Here is a 17381-nt window from a genome sequence, read left to right on the forward strand (position 1 = left end):
CCAGGTCACTCAGGCTCAAGAGACACTCAATCCAAAGCTCAAATCGCCGGCATCGTCACGACATCCATCATCCCATACTGAGACATCCGCGGGGTGGAGCAGCCCGGTAGCTCGTCAGGCTCATAACCTGAAGGCCGCAGGTTCAAATCCTGCCCCCGCAACCACCATTACCGAACGCACCTGTTCGCAAAGGCCGGACGCTCCCGCAGCGCCGGCCTTTCGTGCGTTTGCGCCCAGCCCAAGGCTGAGCAGCGCCACCAGGTCGCCCTCCAGCTCGATCTCGACACCCCGGGCATCGGCAGTGCCGAAGCGTACCGCAACACGCTCGATCAGCGGGCGCAGCCGGTCGCGCGCTTCGATCCGGTGGTCCGGGTCCTCCAGCGTTGCCGCCAGATCGGCGATCCGCTCCCGGTAGAGGGACGCCAGATCGTCGGGCAGGACCACCGGCGGTGAGGGAGGGGAGGCCAGCGCCGCTTCCAGCGATTCGACCTTCGCCTCCAACTCGACCATCACCCGGTGCAGGTGATCGGTCAGCCGGCCCTGCCGTGCGGTGGCGTCGAGTCCATCGAGATCCTGACGCACCTTCCTCAATTCGGCTTCCATCCGCCGCTGTTCAGCAGTCTGTTCCTGCCCATCCGTCCGAACCGCCTCTCGGAAGGCAGCGATGAAGGCCGCCACCATGTCGTCCTGCATCAGCCGGTCGCGCAGGGTGTCCAGGACCACCTCCTCCAACACAATCCGCCGGACACTGCCCTGATTGGCGCAGACGACAAGGCCGGTGAGCTGATGCTGGCGGCGGTGCTCCCAGGGGCGCAAGTCGCTGATGGCAGTAGATGCTGCGCCGTTTCGGATCGCCTGCAGCCGCTGTTGCACCCGGTCCCACAGCGGCTGAGGTACACGCTCGTCCGCTGGTGATGGCCGCGGATGGTGGTGTCGCGCCAGATGCCGCCGCGGGGGCCGGGAACGCCGCGTTCGTTAAGGTCGCGGGCGATCCGCTTGGGGCTGTGGCCGCCGGCGAAGGCGGTGAAGATGTCCCGAACGACCGCCGCCTGCTCCTCGACGATCTCCCACTGCCGGTCGACCAGCGTGCCGTCCTCGGCATGGACCTTGACCACCCGGTAGCCATAAGAAAGGCCGACGATGATCTCGCCCTTGCGGACCTTGTCGAGGATCGAGCGCCGCGTCTTGAAGGCGACGGCCTCGAGGTAGAGGGCGTTGGAGATGCCGCTGACGGCGACGTGGATGTTGCTGACCTCGCCCTCCGCCAGCGTCACCAGACGGACCCTCCGGTGCTTGAGCCGCTTGAACAGCGCGTGGCTCTCTTCCGGATCGCGGGTCAGGCGGTCGAGCGCCTCGGCAAAGACGATGTCCGCGCCGCCGGCGTCGACGGCGCGTAGCATGGCCTGATAGCCATCCCGCGCCTTGGTGGCGCCGCTGATCATTGCGTCGGTGAATTCACCTCCCACCCCTTGGAAGCGGCGAAATCCCGGCAGAGTGCCAGTTGGGCCAGGAGGGAGGAGGGGTCCTGCTTTTGATCGGAGTAGCGGGCGTAGATGCCCACCCGCTCACCGATGGTGCCGTTGGACTGGCCGGAGTTCGGCTTGCGGATCATGAGGGGGTGTCCTTTCCAGCGAAGGAGATCAGGGGACGATGACGCCGATCATGATGGTCAGACTGATCAGGGCGATCAGCACCAACATGCGAAGGTCGGTGACGCCGCGGGAGGAGCGCAGGATGCGGCGGGCTTCGGTTCGGGCAATCAGGCGCACCAGGTCCAGCAGGGGTTGCTCTGCACGCTGGAGGCGGTGGTCCGCTTCCGACGGTTCTGAGGGGGGCGGGAGCGGCGAGATCGGTCTTGCGGCGGGACACGGGCATGGTAGCGCTCCTGCGATTGCGGATCGGAAACCAATCCGATCCGGCTGCAGGACAGCGTGCCGCACTCGTGTTCCTCATGGCTTCCGCGTTTGCCTCGGAGGACGGCTCGAAGGAAACAAAGATGTTGATAGCGTTGAAAAGGCCGGTGGTGAGCGTATTTCCTCCCTTCACCATCCGTGATAGTGCGGCAACAGCGTCAAGGTGCCGGCCCAGCAGGACTGCCCCTGCGCCCGCAGAGACACCAATGCCTCCACCGCTTCGAAGCGCAGTCGCTGTTTGGCGATCGCGCGCATCATGGTGACGTTGTACAGGCCAGGCAGCGTCAGGCCGCTGTTTCGTCCGACCGTGTCCAGCTTGAGCAAATCGCGTGCATAGCGCTCCGGATTGATTGGGCGCAAGTCGAAATGGGAGCCGGTCAGTACGGTGCGGCGCCACAGAACATCGAGGAGAAGTGCCTCGATGACTGAGCGCACCCGGGCGCTGAGATCGGTCGCATGGGGGGCTTGCCGGAGGGCGAAGGCCTCCGCCCGGTAGACCCAACATTCTGCAGCCGGCATGAGGTGTCGGCGCGGGCGGCAATGCTCGTGAATAGGGCCATATACCGAAAGGAACTGCCGCGCCAGGCACGGTGATTTGAAGAGACTCATCCGTCGCTCCCGTGGGCGGGTCGGATGGTGTGAGCTCCCGGCACGGTCGGCACTGGAACAGTCATGTCCGGGCGGATGCGGAGTTGTCGAAATTGATCCGATCCGGGATCCGCCGCAGCGATCCATCCTTCCGGCGGACCCAGACATCGACGTCATATCCCAGTTCCCGAACCCGCACCGCATCATGCAGCGCGGACTGCAGGGCCGCCCGTCGCGACGGGTATTTTCCGCAATCGTCGCCCGGTGCGAAGCCGACGGTCCAATGATTTTCGTTCTGGCAAACGACGTAGCTGAGGTGCGGTATCGGTGCCATGGCCGACCTCCCAAGGCTCGGGGCTCATCCGTCCGGAGAGTATCCCAAAGGAATCTGGCCACCGCCTTTATCGAGGTTAAGAGCAATGCACATCCGGGGCGGATATTGGGGGTAGGGTCCCCGGATTTCAGCGCGGCGCGTCAGCGCCGGACGAGCACGGCGATCGACCGCGCCTCCACCCTGAGGTGCGGTCCGGTGACCGGTGGCGCATCGTCTTGGGACACGATGTCGCCGGGGCTTTCGAGCGCGGTGTCGATCACCCGGCGCCAGCCCTGTGGCGCGGTATCCTGAATCAGGAACTCCTGCTCCGCCGCCGAGGCATTGATCATGACATAGAGGTCGACATCGGCCTGCGTGCCGCCGCGCAGGAGGAAGGCAAGCGTGCCGCTGTCGGCCGAAGGGTCGAAGCTGCCGGTTGTTCCGAACCACGTCACATCCTCGCGCCAGCTGCGGCTGCGGCATAGCGTGGGATGGGCCTTGCGGAAGGCGATCATCGCTTGGCAGAAGCGGTGAAAGTCGGCGTTGGTCCGCAGCAGATCCCAGTCGAGCCACGTCGTCTCATTGTCCTGGTTGTAGGGGTTGTTGTTGCCGCGCTGCGTATTCAGAAACTCGTCGCCCGCCACGACCATCGGCGTGCCGTTCGCCAGCATCAGCAGACAGAACAGGTTCTTCGCCTGCCGGCGCCGAAGCCTGGCCACGGCCTCTGGCAGATTCACGTCGCCTTCCCAGCCGCAATTCCAGGATCGGTTATCGTCACGGCCGTCCCGGTTTCCTTCGCCGTTCGCCTCGTTGTGCTTCCGGTCGTAGCTGACCAGATCGTACAGGCAGAAGCCGTCGTGGCAGGTCACGAAATTGATGCTCTGATAGGCGTGATAGGCGTCCTCGGGCGTGTCGGGGAAGATGTCGTCGCTGCCGCCGAGCCGGCGGATCAGGCCGCCGGTGACCCCTCGATCCCCACGAATGAAGGATCGGACCTCGTTGCGGAACGTATCGTTCCACTGCAGCCATGTGGTTCCGGGGAAGGAGCGGCCGAGCTGGTAGCTGACCACGTCCCAGGCTTCGGCGATCATCCGCAGGCGCGCCAGATCGGGATGCGTCTGGATCGCGCTGATCACCGGCGGCTCGTTGAGATCGATGGAGCCGTCATCCCGGCGCGTGAACAGCGAGGCGAGATCGAAGCGGAAGCCGTCGATGCGGAACTGCCGCGCCCAATGGTGCAGGCTGTCCATGACCATGCCGGAGACATAGCGGTTGGCCGTATGCAGCACGTTCCCGGTGCCACTGTCGTTGCGATAGCGGCGGCGGTCTTCGGCCAGAAGGTAGTAGGTGGTGTTGTCGACGCCGCGAAAGCTGTAGGTGGGGCCGTTCTCGTCGCCCTCGGCCGTATGGTTGTAAACCACGTCGAGGATGACTTCGATGTCGGCGGCGTGCAGCGCCTTGACCAGCGTCCGGAATTCGTCGAGCTGGCCGGCCGGCTCGGGGTGGGCCGCGTAGGTGTGATGCAGGGCGAAGAAGTTGAGCGGCATGTACCCCCAGTAATTTCCCTCCTGGGGATCGAACTGGAACACGGGCATCAGTTCGACCGCCGTGACGCCGAGGTCCCGCAGGTATGGAATCTTGTCGATCAGGCCCGCGAAGGTGCCCCGCCGGTCGGCCGGAACGCCGGAGTTTGCCCGTTGGGTGAACCCGCGGACATGCAGTTCATAGATGATGGTGTCATGGGTATGGCGCGGGGCATGGTCGCCGGCCCAGTCGAAGCCGGACGCCTCAGCATGCAGGACGCCGAGGGGAGCACGGCCGGGATTGGGTCCCGGATGCCGGGCGGCCTCACGGCTGAAGCCGGGCGGAAAGAAGACCGCCGTCGCATAAGGGTCGAGCAGGGTCTTCTCGGGATCGAACCGCTGCCCCTCGGCCGGCGCGCGCGGTCCGTCGACTCGATACGCATAGTAGGTCGCGCGGTCGACCGTGGTCACGGGCAACCGGCAGTGCCAGATACGGCCACTCTTGTTGCGGCGGGGATCGAAGGGCTGGATCGCAATGGGGTCAATCGGATTCTGTGCGGAGAAAAGCAACAGAGTGACGGATGTCGCGTGCTTGGAATAAAGAGCGAAGTTGTAGGCGTCTTCGTCGGGGATGAAGGAAACTCCCAGCGGCGAGGGTGAGCCTTCGTGTCTTGTCCAATCGTCCATCGGAACATCGCCCTCCGCGTCATGCGATCCCGGCTTTTGCCGCGATCGCCGGATCGGCCATGAGGTAGGCGATCGCTCCATCGAGGGTGATCAGGCGCGGGTAATCGACCTCGGGGATCGCGACGCCCAGCCGGTTGTGCAGCGCCGTCACGAAGTTCAGGTGATCCATGGAGTCGATGTCCAGGGCCTCCCGGAGGTCGGCCGCAGGATCGAGGAGGGCAAGGTCGGCTTCGGGAGCGATGTTGCTCAGCTCCTCCAGCACCACACGTCTTACATCGTCGGGCGTCATAGCGATCCGGGCTCCTGCAGCAGACGATCGATTTCGGCAAGGAGAAGGGCGCCACGGTGGCCGTCGCTGACCCGGTGGTCGGCCGCGAGGGTCGCCGTCATCACGGGGCATGGAACGACCTGCCCATCCACCACCCAAGGCCGCTCGACCGGCTTGCCGAAGCCGACGATGGCGACCTGCGGCGGGTAGATGACACCGAACACCCCCTCTACCCCGCGATCGCCGAGACTGGTGACGGTGATGGTGGGATCCGCCAGTTCCGAGCTGCGCAGCCGTCCGGAGCGTGCCCGGGCGACCAAGTCACGCAGGCGGGCCATCACCTCGTCCACCGTCAGCCGGTCGGCGTGGTGGATCGCGGGGGCGACGAGGCCGCCGCCGCGGATCGCCACCGCGGTGCCGATATGAATGCCCTCGGCCGGTCGAAACATCCCGTCGATACAGGATCCGTTGAACTCGGGCAGGCGGCGCAAGGCCAGTGCGACGGCCTTCAATTGCAGTGCCGCCAGGAGCAGCCGCTGTTCGGGCGGGCGCCCGGTGTTCCGTTCCGTGAGCCAGGCGTTCGCCTTGGCCAGGGCCACCGTGGTGCTCAGGTAGTAGTGAGGGATTTCCTGATTGGAGCGCGCCATGGCCGCAGCGATCGCCCGCCGCATCTGCGCCAGATCCAGTCCGCGCGCCGGCGAGGCGGCGGACGGTGTAGCGGCAGCCCGCTCGACGTCGGCCAGAAGCACGGCGCCTCCTGGCCCGCTGCCGGCAATGGCGGTCAGGGCGATGCCGCGCTCGGCCGCCAGCCGCCGTGCCGCCGGCGACGCCGGCGGATGGGCGGTCGCCATCGTGACTGGAGGGGACGTGACCGGAGGGGACGGGAGCGGCACCGGCGCCCGCATCGGCGGGGGAGGGGACACCGATGGCTGCGGCTCGGGGATGGGCAGCACGACGGTCTCGCCGGCTCCGGCGAGCAGGGCGAGCGGTGTGCCGACCGGAACCGTGGTTCCGGGAGTGACGAGCAGCCGTTCGATCACGCCGGCCTCGAAAGTCTCGACCTCGATGGCGCCCTTCTGCGTTTCCACCACGGCGACGATGTCGCCGCGGGCGACGGTATCGCCCGGCTGTTTGAGCCACTCGACCAGGACGCCCGCCTCCATGTCGGCACCCAGAGACGGCATGCGGAAAATGCCCATCACGCCCCCATCAGCGCCTTGACCGCCGCCACGATGGCGGCCGGTTGCGGAAGCGCCGCCTGCTCCAGATGCCGGGGGTAGGGGATCGGTACCTCGGCCGTGCAGACCCGCGCCACCGGGGCGTCGAGCGACCAGAACGCCCCCTCCATGATGCGGGCGCTGACCTCCGCGGCGAAGCTGCCGGTCCGCCAGCCTTCGTCGACGATCACCGCCCGGCGGGTGCGGGCGACCGAGGCCAGCACGGTTTCGCCATCGAGCGGCCGCAGGCTGCGCAGGTCCACGACCTCCGCCGATATAGTGTCCGCCGCCAGGGCTTCCGCTGCGGCGAGCGTCTTGGACAGGCTGCCGCCGTAGGTGATCAGCGTCACGTCCGTGCCGGGGCGGCGGATCGCCGCGCGGTCGATGTCGACCGGACCGGTCGTGGCAGCCAGTGTGCCTTCCATATTGTAGAGCATCACATGCTCGAACATCACCACCGGGTCGGGGTCTTGCAGTGCGGTCCACAGCATGCCGCGCGCGTCCTCCAGGGTGGCCGGCGCCACCACCCGCAGGCCCGGCACATGGGCATACCAGCCCTCCAGACTGTGCGAGTGCTGGGCGGCGAACTGGCGCCCCGCCCCGGTCGGAATGCGGAAGACCACCGGCACGCTCACCTGTCCGCCGGACATGTGGCGGAGCGTCGCTGCGTTGTTGACGATCTGGTCGAGCGCCAGCAGGCTGAAGTTGACGGTCATGATCTCGACGATCGGACGCATGCCGTTCAGCGCGGCGCCGATGCCGGCGCCGACGAAGGTGGATTCCGACAGCGGCGTGTCGCGGATGCGGTCCGGCCCGAACTCGTCGTACAGGCCTTTGCTCACGGCGTAGCAACCGCCGTAGCACCCGACATCCTCGCCCATCAGAAAGACCCGCTCGTCGCGCAGCAGCGCATCACGAAGCGCCTCGCGCATGGCATCGCGGTAAGTGATCGTACGGCTGCTCGCCGCCACGGTGATGTCCGCATCGGTCATGGATGCACCTCGCGGGTATAGACGTCCTTCGCCAGATCCTCGACCGGCTCCCATTGCCCGGCCTCGGCGAATGCGACCGCCGCCTCGATCTCCGCCTCGGTTTCCCGTTCGATGGCGGGGAGATCGGCGTCGTGCAGCATGCCGGTTTCCCGCATCCAGGCGGACAGCCGGGCGACGGGGTCATGGCGCTTCCAATCCTCGATCTCCGCCTTGTCGCGGTAGAGCTGGGGGTCGAACATGGAATGGGCGCGGAAGCGATAGGTCCGGCATTCGAGGAATTGCGGCCCGGCGCCATCGCGTATCGCATCGGTCATGCGCCGTGCCGCGGCTTCGACGGCGACGACGTCCATGCCGTCCACCGCCTCCGACGCGACCTGATAGACGGCGGCCTTGAGGTGCAGGTCGGTCTGCGACTGTGCCCGGTCGAGCCGCGTGCCCATGGCGTAGAGGTTGTTTTCGCAGACGAACAGGACCGGCAGTTTCCACAGCGCGGCGAGGTTCAGGCTCTCATGGAACTCGCCCTCGGCAACGGCGCCGTCGCCGAAGAAGCATGCGGTCACCCGCGGCCGGCCACGCATGCGGTCGGCCAGCGCCATGCCCACCGCCAGGGGCAGCCCACCGGCGACGATGGCATTGCCGCCGAAAAAGCGGGTGCCGACATTGAACAGGTGCATCGATCCGCCGCGCCCGCGGCTGCAGCCTTCGGCCTTCCCGTACATCTCGGCCATGACTGCGGTCATCGGGACGCCGCGCAGGATGGCGTGTCCATGCTCGCGGTAGGTGGCGACGACGGCGTCTTCGGGATGCAGGCACCCCATCACCCCGGCGGCGACCGCCTCCTCGCCGATATAGAGGTGAAGAAAGCCGCGGATCTTTTCCTGCTGGTACAGTTCGCCGCACCGCTCCTCGAATCGGCGAATGCGCACCATCTGCCGCAGCAGGTCGAGCAGATGGTCGCGGGTCAGGTGGGGCTTCGCATGCGGGGCCGGAGACTGGTCGCTCATCGCTCGTCCCTTTCCAGCGTCGACAGATCGCCTTCGGGCAGGCCCAACTCGCGCGCCTTCAAAAGACGGCGCATGATCTTGCCGCTGCGCGTGCGCGGCAGGGAGGCCCGGAAATCGATGGACTTCGGGGCGACCGCCGGACCCAGCCGGGTGCGGCCATGCCCGAGCAACTCCTTGCGCAGCGCATCCGACGGTGTCCAGCCCGGCTTCAGCGCAACGAAGGCCTTCACCGCCTCGCCGGCGATGGGATCGGGAACCCCGATCACCCCGGCTTCGGCCACGGCGGGATGCTCCATGAGCGCGCTCTCGACCTCGAAGGGGCCGATCAGGTGGCCGGCGGACTTGATCACATCGTCCGCGCGGCCGACGAACCAGAAATAGCCGTCGGCATCGCGCATGGCGAGGTCGCCGCTCAGGTACCAGCCGTCGACGAAGCAGCGCCGATAGCGTTCCTCCTCGCCCAGATAACCGCGGAACATGGAGGGCCAGCCGGGCCGCAGGGCCAATTCACCGACGGTCATCGGTTCTTCCACCGGATGGATGCGGCCGTCGAATGTTCGTTCGACGATTGCCGCCTCCACACCGGGGATCGGGCGGCCCATGGACCCCGGCTTCACGTCGGCGGAGGCGTAGTTGGCGATCATGATGCCGCCGGTTTCGGTCTGCCACCAGTTGTCGTGGAAGGGGCGGCAGAACGTCTCCTGTGCCCATACCACGGCCTCGGGGTTGAGCGGTTCCCCCACGCTCGCCATGAAGCGCACCGACGACAGGTCGTAGCGCCGCGCCACCTCCGCGCCCACCTTCAGCAGCATGCGGATGGCGGTGGGGGCGGTGTACCAGACGGTGACGCGCTCCCGCTGGAGGATGCCGTACCACCGCTCCGCATCGAACTCCGCCTCATCCACCAGCAGCGTGGCGCCGATGGTCAGCGGAGCGATGATGCCGTAGGAGGTGCCGGTCACCCAACCGGGATCGGCGGTGCACCAGAAGACGTCCCCGGGCCGCAGGTCGAGGGCGCAGCGGGCCGTGACATGGTGGGCGACCACGGCTTCGTGCACATGCACGGCTCCCTTCGGACGGCCGGTAGTGCCGCTGGTGAAGTGGAGAAGAGCCATGTCGTCCGGTGCCGTTTGCGCACAGGCGAAGTCCGGCGACGCCGTCGCCAGCGCGCGCCGCAAATCCAGGACACCGTCGCCCGGCCCGGCTCCGCCGTCGACGAGCAGCACATGCTTCAATCCGGGAAGCTCGTTGCGCCAGGGTTCGATCTTGCGACGGTAGAGCGCTTCGCTGGTCACCAGCACCCGGCCGTCGCCGAGCGACAGGCGCGTTCTTATGGGCTCCGGGCCAAAGGCGGAGAACAGGGGCGAGAAGACGCAGCCACTCTTCAGCGTGCCGAGGGCGGCGACATACAGGTCGGGCTGACGACCAAGCAGGCTGAAGACGCGCTCGCCCTTGCCGACGCCCAGTGAGCGCAGGAGACCTGCAAACCGGCTGGAGTGCTCAGCCAGATCGCAGTACCGGAACTCACGGGACGTTCCATCCTTGGCCAGCCAGCGCAGGGCGATCCGGTCGCCCCGGCCATGCGCGACATGCCGGTCGATGGCCTCGTATGCGATGTTGAGCCCCCCGTCCGGCAGGCCGTCCAGATCGGCGCGTGCCCCCGACCAGGTGAAGGCGGCGCGGGCCTGATCGTAATCCGTCAGGACGGCGGTGGCCTTGTCGTCAGGTCGCTTGCAAATGGTCTCCCAGGGCATGGGTGCACCTCATCCTGAACGTACCGCCCGGCGAGCAGGCGCTGATGATGGCGGTATCGCGCAGCAGGTTACGCCCGCGTCCCATGGCTGGGTTTAACCTAGGTTAGAAGCCGCCCGGAAATTCGAATTCCTGCCGTTATGGATGGTCCGGTCGGACCTGACCGATGCTGTCGGCCTGTTCGGCGAGCGCCTCGAGTTCGGGCGAAATGACGGTTTCAATGGTCGCATGATGCGTCAGGTCTCGCACCGGCTCCGGCAGGCTCGCCAATTCAGCCGCAGTGCGGGAGCGGATCGCGGTCAGGTCCGGCAGGGTCCCGACGCGGCGCCCGTTTCGCATAACCGGGATCAGCAACGGACGCCCCGGCTCCTGCGCTTCGGCGACGGACAGCAGGTCCGTCCGGATCCGGCCGCCGGCATCGTAGCTGCGGAACACCTGTTTACGCACCGGCCAAGTCGCTTTGCCGGGCGAGCGCTTGCGGCGAGGCAACCCGGCATACTCGACCAGCTTGTAGGCGCAATCGAGCGCGGGCACGTCGCTGGAGGTGGTCAGGCTGGTGCCGATACCGAAACTGTCCTTGCACGAAGGAATGCGCCATCGTCCCGACGATCGGAATGCCGAAACGCCGGCCTGCCGAAGCGGTTGCCGTTCCGGCGAAGCCTGCGATGTATGCTGCTCGTGCAGCCAGGAGCCCGGCTTCAGCGCCGTGTGCCCGGCGCAGACCGAAGTTGAACAGCGGGCGGCCGTCCGCCGCCAACACCAGCCTTGCGGCCTTTGAGGCGATGACGGTCTGAAGGTGAATCAGGTTGATCAGGCGCGTTTCCATCATCTGCGCTTCCGGCAGGCTCGCCGTCACGCGCAGGATCGGTTCATGGGCGAAAAAGGCCGTCCCTTCGGGGAGCGCGTCCACATCCCCGGAGAAGCGGAAGTCTCCAAGATACTCCACGGTCCGGTTCGACAACTGGGCATGGTCGCGCAGCCATGCCAGATCGTCCGGAGCAAATCTGGCCGTCTCCAGGAAGGCAACCGCCCGTTCGAGACCGGCTGCAATCAGAAAATTCCTTTGGTTCGGCAGGGTGCGGACGAACAACTCGAATGATGCAGTGCCGTTCATTCCGTGGTCGAGGTAAGCGTCGACCATGGCGACCTCGTAGAGGTCCGTAAGCAGAAGATTGTCGCCATCGCACAGTGGACCGGGATGGATGTTCATGGCCGTCTCCCGCCCGAATGCGTTGCGCCGGCTGCCATGTCGCGGCCCGACACAGCAGCCGGCGGCGCCGGGAAGTCAGACCTTGGCGATTTCGATGGTGCGCCTGGTCGGCTTGCTCGGCTCACTCTTCGGCAGCACGATGGTGAGGACGCCGTTCTTCATGCTGGCCGTGATCGCGTCCGCCTTCACGTTGGTTGGCAGCCGGAAGGTGCGGGCGCACAGTCCATAGCGGCGCTCAGAGAAATAGCGGTTCTTGTCCTTTTCTTCCGTCTCCTCCTTCTTCTCGGCTTTGACGGTCAGGATGTCGTCCTGGATGGAAACCTCGGCGTCCTTCTCGTCCATGCCGGGGATTTCCAAGGTGACGCGGTATTCGGTCTCCCGTTCATCCACTTCCGCCGGGGGCACGATCGCTTCCAGATCGGCGTCGCTGCGCAACAGCGGCTCCAGGCCGAATACCGGGCGGCGGCTCCACGGGAAGCGCAGCATGGACGACGCCTCGTCGAACAGGCGGTCGAACTCCTCGCGCAGGGCGAAAAGCGGATGACGATTGCGCTCCGCCACTTCCTTGGCCGCCATGCCGGTGGTCTTGAGCTCCTTCGGCTTTTCGCCGGCGCTCGTTTCAGTCATGCTCATGGCATCCTCCTGGTTTACCCTCGGGATTACCCTTGTGACGCGATGGTCTTTAGCACCCGACGGGGTCGGCCGCCTTTATCTGGATTAAGGCCGCGCGACGTTTTGCCGGAGAAGGTGGTCGATGCCGTGCTTCGGCGGCCCCGAACAACGGTCGTGTTGCAGGCCGGTGGCGGCGCGACAGCGAGAATCAGCTTCGCCAGGATGGTCTGGAGCGCGGGCGGCGTGCCTTCCAATGCAAAGCGGTGTGGCGAAAGAACTGCCGCTTGATCGCTTCGACCAGGGCCAGATAGGTGACGACCGCCGCCGCTCGAAGTCGAACGGCACCTCGTCGATCTTCTCCCAGCCCGTCACGTCCATCTTGCGGAAGGCGATGACGGCCTCATCCAGGGGGCTCTTGATGCCGCTCTCGAAATGACTGTTCAGGTAGGCCAGCCGGAAGACGCGCTCGCTCTCCGCGCCAAGGCAATCCAGATGACGGACCATGCGGATCGTGGCCTCGGTCAGCGTTCCGGTCTTGTCGGTGCACAGCACGTCCATGACGCCGATGTTGTGCATGGCGGCCAGCCGCTTAACGATCACCCGGCGCTTGGCAAGGCGCAGCGCACCGCGCGCCAGCGTGACGGTGACGATCATCGGCAGAAGTTCCGGCGTCAGCCCGACCGCCAGGGCGAGGGCGAACATCAGCGAGTCGAGCCAGGGGCGGTGAAACAGGATATTCACCGCCAGAACGAACAGAACCAGGAAGATGGTCAGCCGCAGGATCAGAAACCCGAATTGTCGGATGCCCAGTTCGAAGGCGGTGGGCGGCGGCGATGCCGTCAGGCTACCGCTCAGCCGGCCGAAGACGGTGGCGTCGCCGATTCGGCAAATCACGGCGGTGGCGCTGCCGCTGATGACGGAGGAGCCCATGAAGACGGTGTTGATCGCCTCGGCTGGTCCGCCGGCCGATGGGCAGAGTGCATCGGCGCGCTTCTCGACCGGATAGGGATCTCCGGTCAGCGTCGCCTGGTTGACGAACAGGTCGCGTGCCTCGATGAGACGGCAATCGGCCGGCACGAGATCCCCGGCAGCCAGACGGACGATGTCGCCGGGAACCAGCAGATCCGCCGCTTCCGAGATCTCGACACCATCGCGTCGGACCTGGACACGGATGTCGACGGACCGGCGCAAAGCATCGATCGCGCTTTCCGCCCGCATTTCCTGGATGAAGTCGAGGGTGACGCTGAGTATGACCAGGATGAAGACGATGACGAAGCTGGTGAGATTGCCGGTGGCCGCCGACAAGGCGCTGGCAAACAGCAGGATGAGAACGAGCGGATTGAGGAAACGCGACAGGAATTCCAGCCACAGCGGCCGGCGGTGATGCGTCGTGGGGCGGTTGAACCCGTATCGTCTGCGGCGGCTAGCCACCTCGGTCCGAGCCAACCCGATGCTCGTGGTCCCCAGCTCCGTCAGGACGGCGGAGATTGGCTTCGTCCAGATATCGTCCGTGATCCTGTCCTCCTGAACTCCCATCCGCCGAAGGCCGAACCGATCAGCCAATTTCGGCCTCGGAATCTCCAAAGAAGTATTCCCGTCCGGATGTGCCATGTTGTTCTTAACGTGGATTAATGGCCGGGAAAAAGATTCTCTTCTAAATCCCGCGATGCCCAGCCTGGGCTGGCCGGCGGCAAATGCCGGGCAGAAGAGGAGGAGTATCGATGAGGAGCCACGCGATCAACACACCGGCTTCCCCCCAAATGGAAGGCGCGTTTCCAATATGGACCGCCAACACACTGCTGCAAACCAACTTTCTGCAGCGGGCCGAGGCAATCTTGCGCATGCAGTCGAACCTGTTCGGCGGCTTCGAGACCATGAGCCGCAACTGGCTGGAACATCGCCAGGACGATCTCCAATCGGCATTGTCCACCGTGGAGCGGATGGGAACGGTGGAGGATGCGGCGGAACGATCCTCTCTCTGGAACGACTGGATGGCCGACCGTCTGAAGCGCTGGTCGGAAGAGGCGACCGCGGCGATCGAGCAGGCGCAGGGCATGTCCCGTGCCATGGCCGAACAGGCATCCGCCAGCGCATCGGTCGACCGGCCCTTCCATCCGAGGGAACGGCGCTTTCGGAACGCCGAGGGTCGGCGCGACGGCAAGCCCGAGGAAGCGCGCGGCTGAAGCCGCTGTCCTGAAGAAGCACCGGGAGGGGACATGGGTCACTGGCCGGCGATGGAAGGGGGAAACGGAATCACGGCCCTTTTCAGGAACCGGACCGATGCCGGCAGGCGGCTGGCCGACACGCTGGCGCCCTTGCGGGATCAGGCGCCCGTTGTCCTGGCCCTTCCGCGCGGTGGTGTTGCGGTGGCGGTGGAGATCGCAAGGAGGCTTCACGCCCCGCTCGGGCTCGTTCTGGTCCGCAAACTCGGTGCTCCGTACCAGCCGGAACTGGCGATCGGTGCGATTGCCAGTTGTGGGGCAGGAGGGAACGCGGCGATCGAGACGGTGATCAATTCCAACGTCGGCCTTCTTTTGCCCGATTCATGGCTCGAAGAGGAGACAGGTCGTCAACTCAAGGAACTGGAGCGACGCCGCACCACTTACCTCGCAGGTCGGCGTCAGCCTGCCATAGCCGGCCGTACCGCCATCCTGGTCGATGACGGCATTGCCACAGGTGCCACCATGCTCGCCGCTCTTCAGGCGGTGCGCAAGGAGGGGCCGAAGGCGCTCGTGTTGGCCGTTCCGGTGGCACCGGCTGACAGTCTGGCTGCATTCACCGAAACAGCCGACACGGTCATCTGTCTGGAAACTCCTGCCTCTTTCATGTCCATCGGAGCGTTCTACCGCGACTTCCGCCAACTGGATGACTCCGACGTGATCAATCTCCTCGACGCTGCCGGACAATTTTGAGCGATCTCTTGATCTCGGTTAACGAGGATCGCTCCCCTGGCGTCCATTGTGAAAGCCGAAGAAACGTCATGAACGCAGCTCGGCTGCCCGGCTGACCTCCCAGCCTGCGGCCACGGGAATGGAGAGGCACGCCATGGCCACATTCATCATGCTGACACGGCTTATCCAGGGGACGAAAGCTCCACCGAAATCCACCGACAAGGTCCGGCAGCACCTCGCCGAACAGATCGGCCAGAACTGCCCGGATGTCCAATGGCGAAGCAGCTTTGCCGTTCTCGGTCCCTACGACTTCCTCGACATCTTCACCGCTCCAGGGATTGACGCGGCAATGAGGGTAGCGACCACCGTCCGTGCGTCCGGTTACGCCCACACCGAAATCTGGGGGGCAAGCGAGTTGCATCCCATCGATGCCGCTGTTCGGACCTCCGATCCTCTGGCCGAATAGGGTCAAAGTTTCTCGATGCATGTGAGATATTGATCGATGCGTTCCAACCGCCGTCTCCACTGGGCGGCAGTGGCATCGGCCAGCCGGTGTGCGGCCAGCCGGATGCGGATACAGGCGCGGACACTGCGATAGAAGGCGACCAGATGAGGATCGGCCCTGTCCCCGCTCCGCGTCTCGTAAATCTTCAGAAGATGGGTGGCGATCCGGCGGCCATGCCGCCAATGCGGGTCCAGATCGAACAGCAGCATTCCGTCGTGCGTCATCGATGCCTCCCATGCCGGACTATCAGTGGCTGGCCGCCTCAGTGTGCGATCAGGACCGAACATCCGAGAGCGGTCCCCAGCACATGACGGGTTACGCCGCCCAGGACCATTTCCCGGAACCGGCTGTGTCCGTAGCCGCCCATGACCAGAAGTCCCGCACCGATCTCCTTCGCCCTTCCGGTCAGCAACTTGCCGGTCGGGCGGCCATCCCTGTGCAGGACGTCGACCGCCACGGAGATGCCGTGCCAGGCCAGATGGTCGGAAAGGCATGTGATCATCGGCGCCGTCGGACCATTGCCGTCATCGCCTCCGTCCACAGTCAGTATGGTGGCATTCCGCGCCCGCCGCAGGAGCGGCATGGCCCCGGCGATCGCCCTTGCCGCTTGCCGGCTGCCGTCCCAGGCGATTGCGATCGATGAAAGCGCCTCTTGATCCAAGCCTGGTGCCGCCAGCAGGATCGGCTGACCGGTTTCGAACAATGCCGTCTCCAGCCGCAGGACATTGGCCGGAGCATCGAATGGCTGCGCGAACAGGAGGAGGTCGGCACAGCGCCCGCGCTGAGTGAGAATGTCCTCCGGCTGGCCAACCATTTCGCGCCAAGTCGCCGTGATGGAACCGGACGCGATGGCGGTAACGGCGTCAGGATAGCCGACACAGTGAATGCCGGCGGCCGCAACTGCGATGTCGAAGCTGTGCCTTGCGTGCGATGTCCGTTCCTGGTCCGCCTGCTCCGCCTCCCGGATCAGGCGATCCAGCATGTCGGATGAGAAGCCCTCGGTAACCAGTGGAATGGCTACCCGCGGGTCGGGCCGGGCGTGGACGGCATCAACATGCCCATTGAACAGCTTGGCGAGGGTGAAGGCGGCGTTCAGCGCCCGTTCGTCGGCGGCGTCGCCGTCGAGAAGGACAAGAATATGCTTGATCATGAACCGTCTCCTGCAGCGGAGGATAGGTTCCGTACCGTCGCGCCAAAAATCGCGGCCCACCTTGATCCAGGTTAACCTGATCGACCCCGACGGTGAATCTTCAGTCAATCGTAAACAGGTTTATCCAGGTTAAGGCGGCGTTTTGCCTGGGCGCGAGTATACCGCTTTCCGCTCACCGGGGAGGACGTGGCCATGGGACAAAAACCTCAGAACAGCCGCTCGGCCATCGATGACCGCCTGCAACCGGAACGGCGAGACCGGCTGATCCAGGAGAAGGAGCACGACCCCTACAAATCGGAACTCAAACCCGCAGATCCCAGCGTCTGTTCACGCTGCCACGCGGTCTACGAGGATGGTCGCTGGCGGTGGGGGGCGAGTTCCGCCAATGCGACGGAGACCGTCTGCCAGGCCTGCCAGCGCATCGAGGAGCGGATCCCGGCCGGCATCCTGACGATGAGTGGCGCCTTCGTCCAAGCCCATCGTGCCGAGATCATGGCGCAGGTCCGTCATCAGGAGAAACTGGAGACCGCCGAGCATCCGCTCAACAGGATCATGGACATCCACGACACCGCCGACGGGATCAACGTGACGACCACGGATCTTCACCTGCCCCGGCGAATCGCCGAAGCGCTCGAGCGCCATCACCAGGGTGAAGTGACGTGGAAGTACGCTGAGGGCGAGTGCTCCCTCAGGGTGAATTGGCACGCAGATTGAGAAGCGGACCGGCTGGGAGCGAAGTTTCACAGGCGATGCGGA

The 17381-nt window shown here is 65.5% G+C and carries 21 protein-coding genes and 1 tRNA gene; 5 read left to right on the plus strand and 17 right to left on the minus strand.

The window, feature by feature from the left end:
- Window positions 1-87: 87 nt before the first annotated feature.
- Window positions 88-164: transfer RNA gene (locus FZ983_RS24560), tRNA-Met, on the plus strand.
- A gap of 528 nt (window positions 165-692) precedes the next feature.
- On the opposite strand, the gene FZ983_RS24565 is transcribed toward FZ983_RS24560, so the two are convergent.
- The 15 genes from FZ983_RS24565 to FZ983_RS24625 form a co-directional block, all read right to left on the minus strand.
- Window positions 693-1442, minus strand: coding sequence for a recombinase family protein (locus FZ983_RS24565; protein ID WP_149226335.1), 750 nt, complete (start codon window positions 1440-1442; stop codon window positions 693-695).
- Window positions 1439-1612 carry a recombinase family protein gene (locus FZ983_RS24570; RefSeq protein ID WP_149226338.1) on the minus strand — a complete coding sequence of 58 codons (174 nt, stop codon included), beginning with the start codon at window positions 1610-1612 and terminating at the stop codon, window positions 1439-1441. Before FZ983_RS24570 ends, FZ983_RS24565 begins: the two co-directional genes overlap by 4 nt.
- Before the next feature lie 28 nt (window positions 1613-1640).
- A complete protein-coding gene (locus FZ983_RS35130) occupies window positions 1641-1769 on the minus strand; it encodes a hypothetical protein (RefSeq protein ID WP_282187035.1) in 129 nt (42 codons plus the stop codon).
- 273 nt (window positions 1770-2042) lie between these two features.
- On the minus strand, window positions 2043-2522 hold the full coding sequence (locus tag FZ983_RS24575; protein ID WP_149226340.1) for a hypothetical protein: 480 nt from the start codon (window positions 2520-2522) through the stop codon (window positions 2043-2045).
- A 61-nt stretch (window positions 2523-2583) separates the two neighbouring features.
- Window positions 2584-2835 (minus strand): hypothetical protein, encoded by a 252-nt coding sequence (locus FZ983_RS34515; RefSeq protein WP_149226342.1) that lies wholly within the window; start codon window positions 2833-2835, stop codon window positions 2584-2586.
- A gap of 140 nt (window positions 2836-2975) precedes the next feature.
- Window positions 2976-5024: an isoamylase gene (locus FZ983_RS24585; protein WP_149226344.1), complete on the minus strand. Its 2049-nt coding sequence runs from the start codon at window positions 5022-5024 to the stop codon at window positions 2976-2978.
- A 19-nt stretch (window positions 5025-5043) separates the two neighbouring features.
- Window positions 5044-5313: an acyl carrier protein gene (locus FZ983_RS24590; protein ID WP_149226346.1), complete on the minus strand. Its 270-nt coding sequence runs from the start codon at window positions 5311-5313 to the stop codon at window positions 5044-5046.
- Window positions 5310-6476 (minus strand): dihydrolipoamide acetyltransferase family protein, encoded by a 1167-nt coding sequence (locus FZ983_RS24595; protein WP_247883957.1) that lies wholly within the window; start codon window positions 6474-6476, stop codon window positions 5310-5312. Before FZ983_RS24595 ends, FZ983_RS24590 begins: the two co-directional genes overlap by 4 nt.
- Window positions 6477-6490: 14 nt before the next feature.
- Complete coding sequence (locus FZ983_RS24600) at window positions 6491-7501, minus strand: alpha-ketoacid dehydrogenase subunit beta (protein WP_149226350.1); 1011 nt, start codon at window positions 7499-7501, stop codon at window positions 6491-6493.
- Entirely contained in the window at window positions 7498-8505 is a 1008-nt protein-coding gene (gene pdhA, locus FZ983_RS24605; RefSeq protein WP_149226352.1) for a pyruvate dehydrogenase (acetyl-transferring) E1 component subunit alpha, read from the minus strand. The genes FZ983_RS24600 and pdhA overlap by 4 nt, the downstream gene beginning before the upstream one ends.
- On the minus strand, window positions 8502-10259 hold the full coding sequence (gene acsA / locus FZ983_RS24610; protein ID WP_149226354.1) for an acetate--CoA ligase: 1758 nt from the start codon (window positions 10257-10259) through the stop codon (window positions 8502-8504). The genes pdhA and acsA overlap by 4 nt, the downstream gene beginning before the upstream one ends.
- A gap of 136 nt (window positions 10260-10395) precedes the next feature.
- Window positions 10396-10692, minus strand: coding sequence for a hypothetical protein (locus FZ983_RS34880; protein ID WP_247883958.1), 297 nt, complete (start codon window positions 10690-10692; stop codon window positions 10396-10398).
- A gap of 4 nt (window positions 10693-10696) precedes the next feature.
- Window positions 10697-11467, minus strand: coding sequence for a hypothetical protein (locus tag FZ983_RS24615; RefSeq protein ID WP_247883959.1), 771 nt, complete (start codon window positions 11465-11467; stop codon window positions 10697-10699).
- Between the two features lie 75 nt (window positions 11468-11542).
- The gene (locus FZ983_RS24620; RefSeq protein ID WP_149226356.1) at window positions 11543-12100 is read right to left on the minus strand and encodes an Hsp20/alpha crystallin family protein; all 558 of its coding nucleotides are present in this window, start codon (window positions 12098-12100) and stop codon (window positions 11543-11545) included.
- Window positions 12101-12184: 84 nt separating this feature from the next.
- Window positions 12185-13690 carry an HAD-IC family P-type ATPase gene (locus FZ983_RS24625; RefSeq protein ID WP_348771071.1) on the minus strand — a complete coding sequence of 502 codons (1506 nt, stop codon included), beginning with the start codon at window positions 13688-13690 and terminating at the stop codon, window positions 12185-12187.
- 149 nt (window positions 13691-13839) lie between these two features.
- Here FZ983_RS24625 and FZ983_RS24630 point away from each other — a divergent pair, with 149 nt between their 5' ends.
- The 3 genes from FZ983_RS24630 to FZ983_RS24640 all read left to right on the plus strand — a co-directional run bounded on the left by FZ983_RS24630 (window position 13840) and on the right by FZ983_RS24640 (window position 15436).
- On the plus strand, window positions 13840-14262 hold the full coding sequence (locus tag FZ983_RS24630) for a phasin family protein (protein WP_282187038.1): 423 nt from the start codon (window positions 13840-13842) through the stop codon (window positions 14260-14262).
- 33 nt (window positions 14263-14295) lie between these two features.
- Window positions 14296-14991 (plus strand): phosphoribosyltransferase, encoded by a 696-nt coding sequence (locus tag FZ983_RS24635; protein WP_247883961.1) that lies wholly within the window; start codon window positions 14296-14298, stop codon window positions 14989-14991.
- A 133-nt stretch (window positions 14992-15124) separates the two neighbouring features.
- A complete protein-coding gene (locus FZ983_RS24640; protein WP_149226360.1) occupies window positions 15125-15436 on the plus strand; it encodes a GYD domain-containing protein in 312 nt (103 codons plus the stop codon).
- Between the two features lie 2 nt (window positions 15437-15438).
- Here the strand turns inward: FZ983_RS24640 and FZ983_RS24645 are convergent, their stop codons facing one another.
- On the minus strand, window positions 15439-15699 hold the full coding sequence (locus tag FZ983_RS24645) for a hypothetical protein (protein WP_149226362.1): 261 nt from the start codon (window positions 15697-15699) through the stop codon (window positions 15439-15441).
- Window positions 15700-15737: 38 nt separating this feature from the next.
- A complete protein-coding gene (locus FZ983_RS24650; RefSeq protein ID WP_149226364.1) occupies window positions 15738-16733 on the minus strand; it encodes a universal stress protein in 996 nt (331 codons plus the stop codon).
- 84 nt (window positions 16734-16817) lie between these two features.
- Between FZ983_RS24650 and FZ983_RS24655 the strand changes: the two genes are divergently transcribed.
- Complete coding sequence (locus tag FZ983_RS24655; protein WP_149226366.1) at window positions 16818-17339, plus strand: BCAM0308 family protein; 522 nt, start codon at window positions 16818-16820, stop codon at window positions 17337-17339.
- The last annotated feature ends 42 nt before the right edge of the window (window positions 17340-17381 follow it).

The sequence above is a fragment of the Azospirillum sp. B21 genome (assembly GCF_008364825.1).
GTDB lineage: Bacteria > Pseudomonadota > Alphaproteobacteria > Azospirillales > Azospirillaceae > Azospirillum.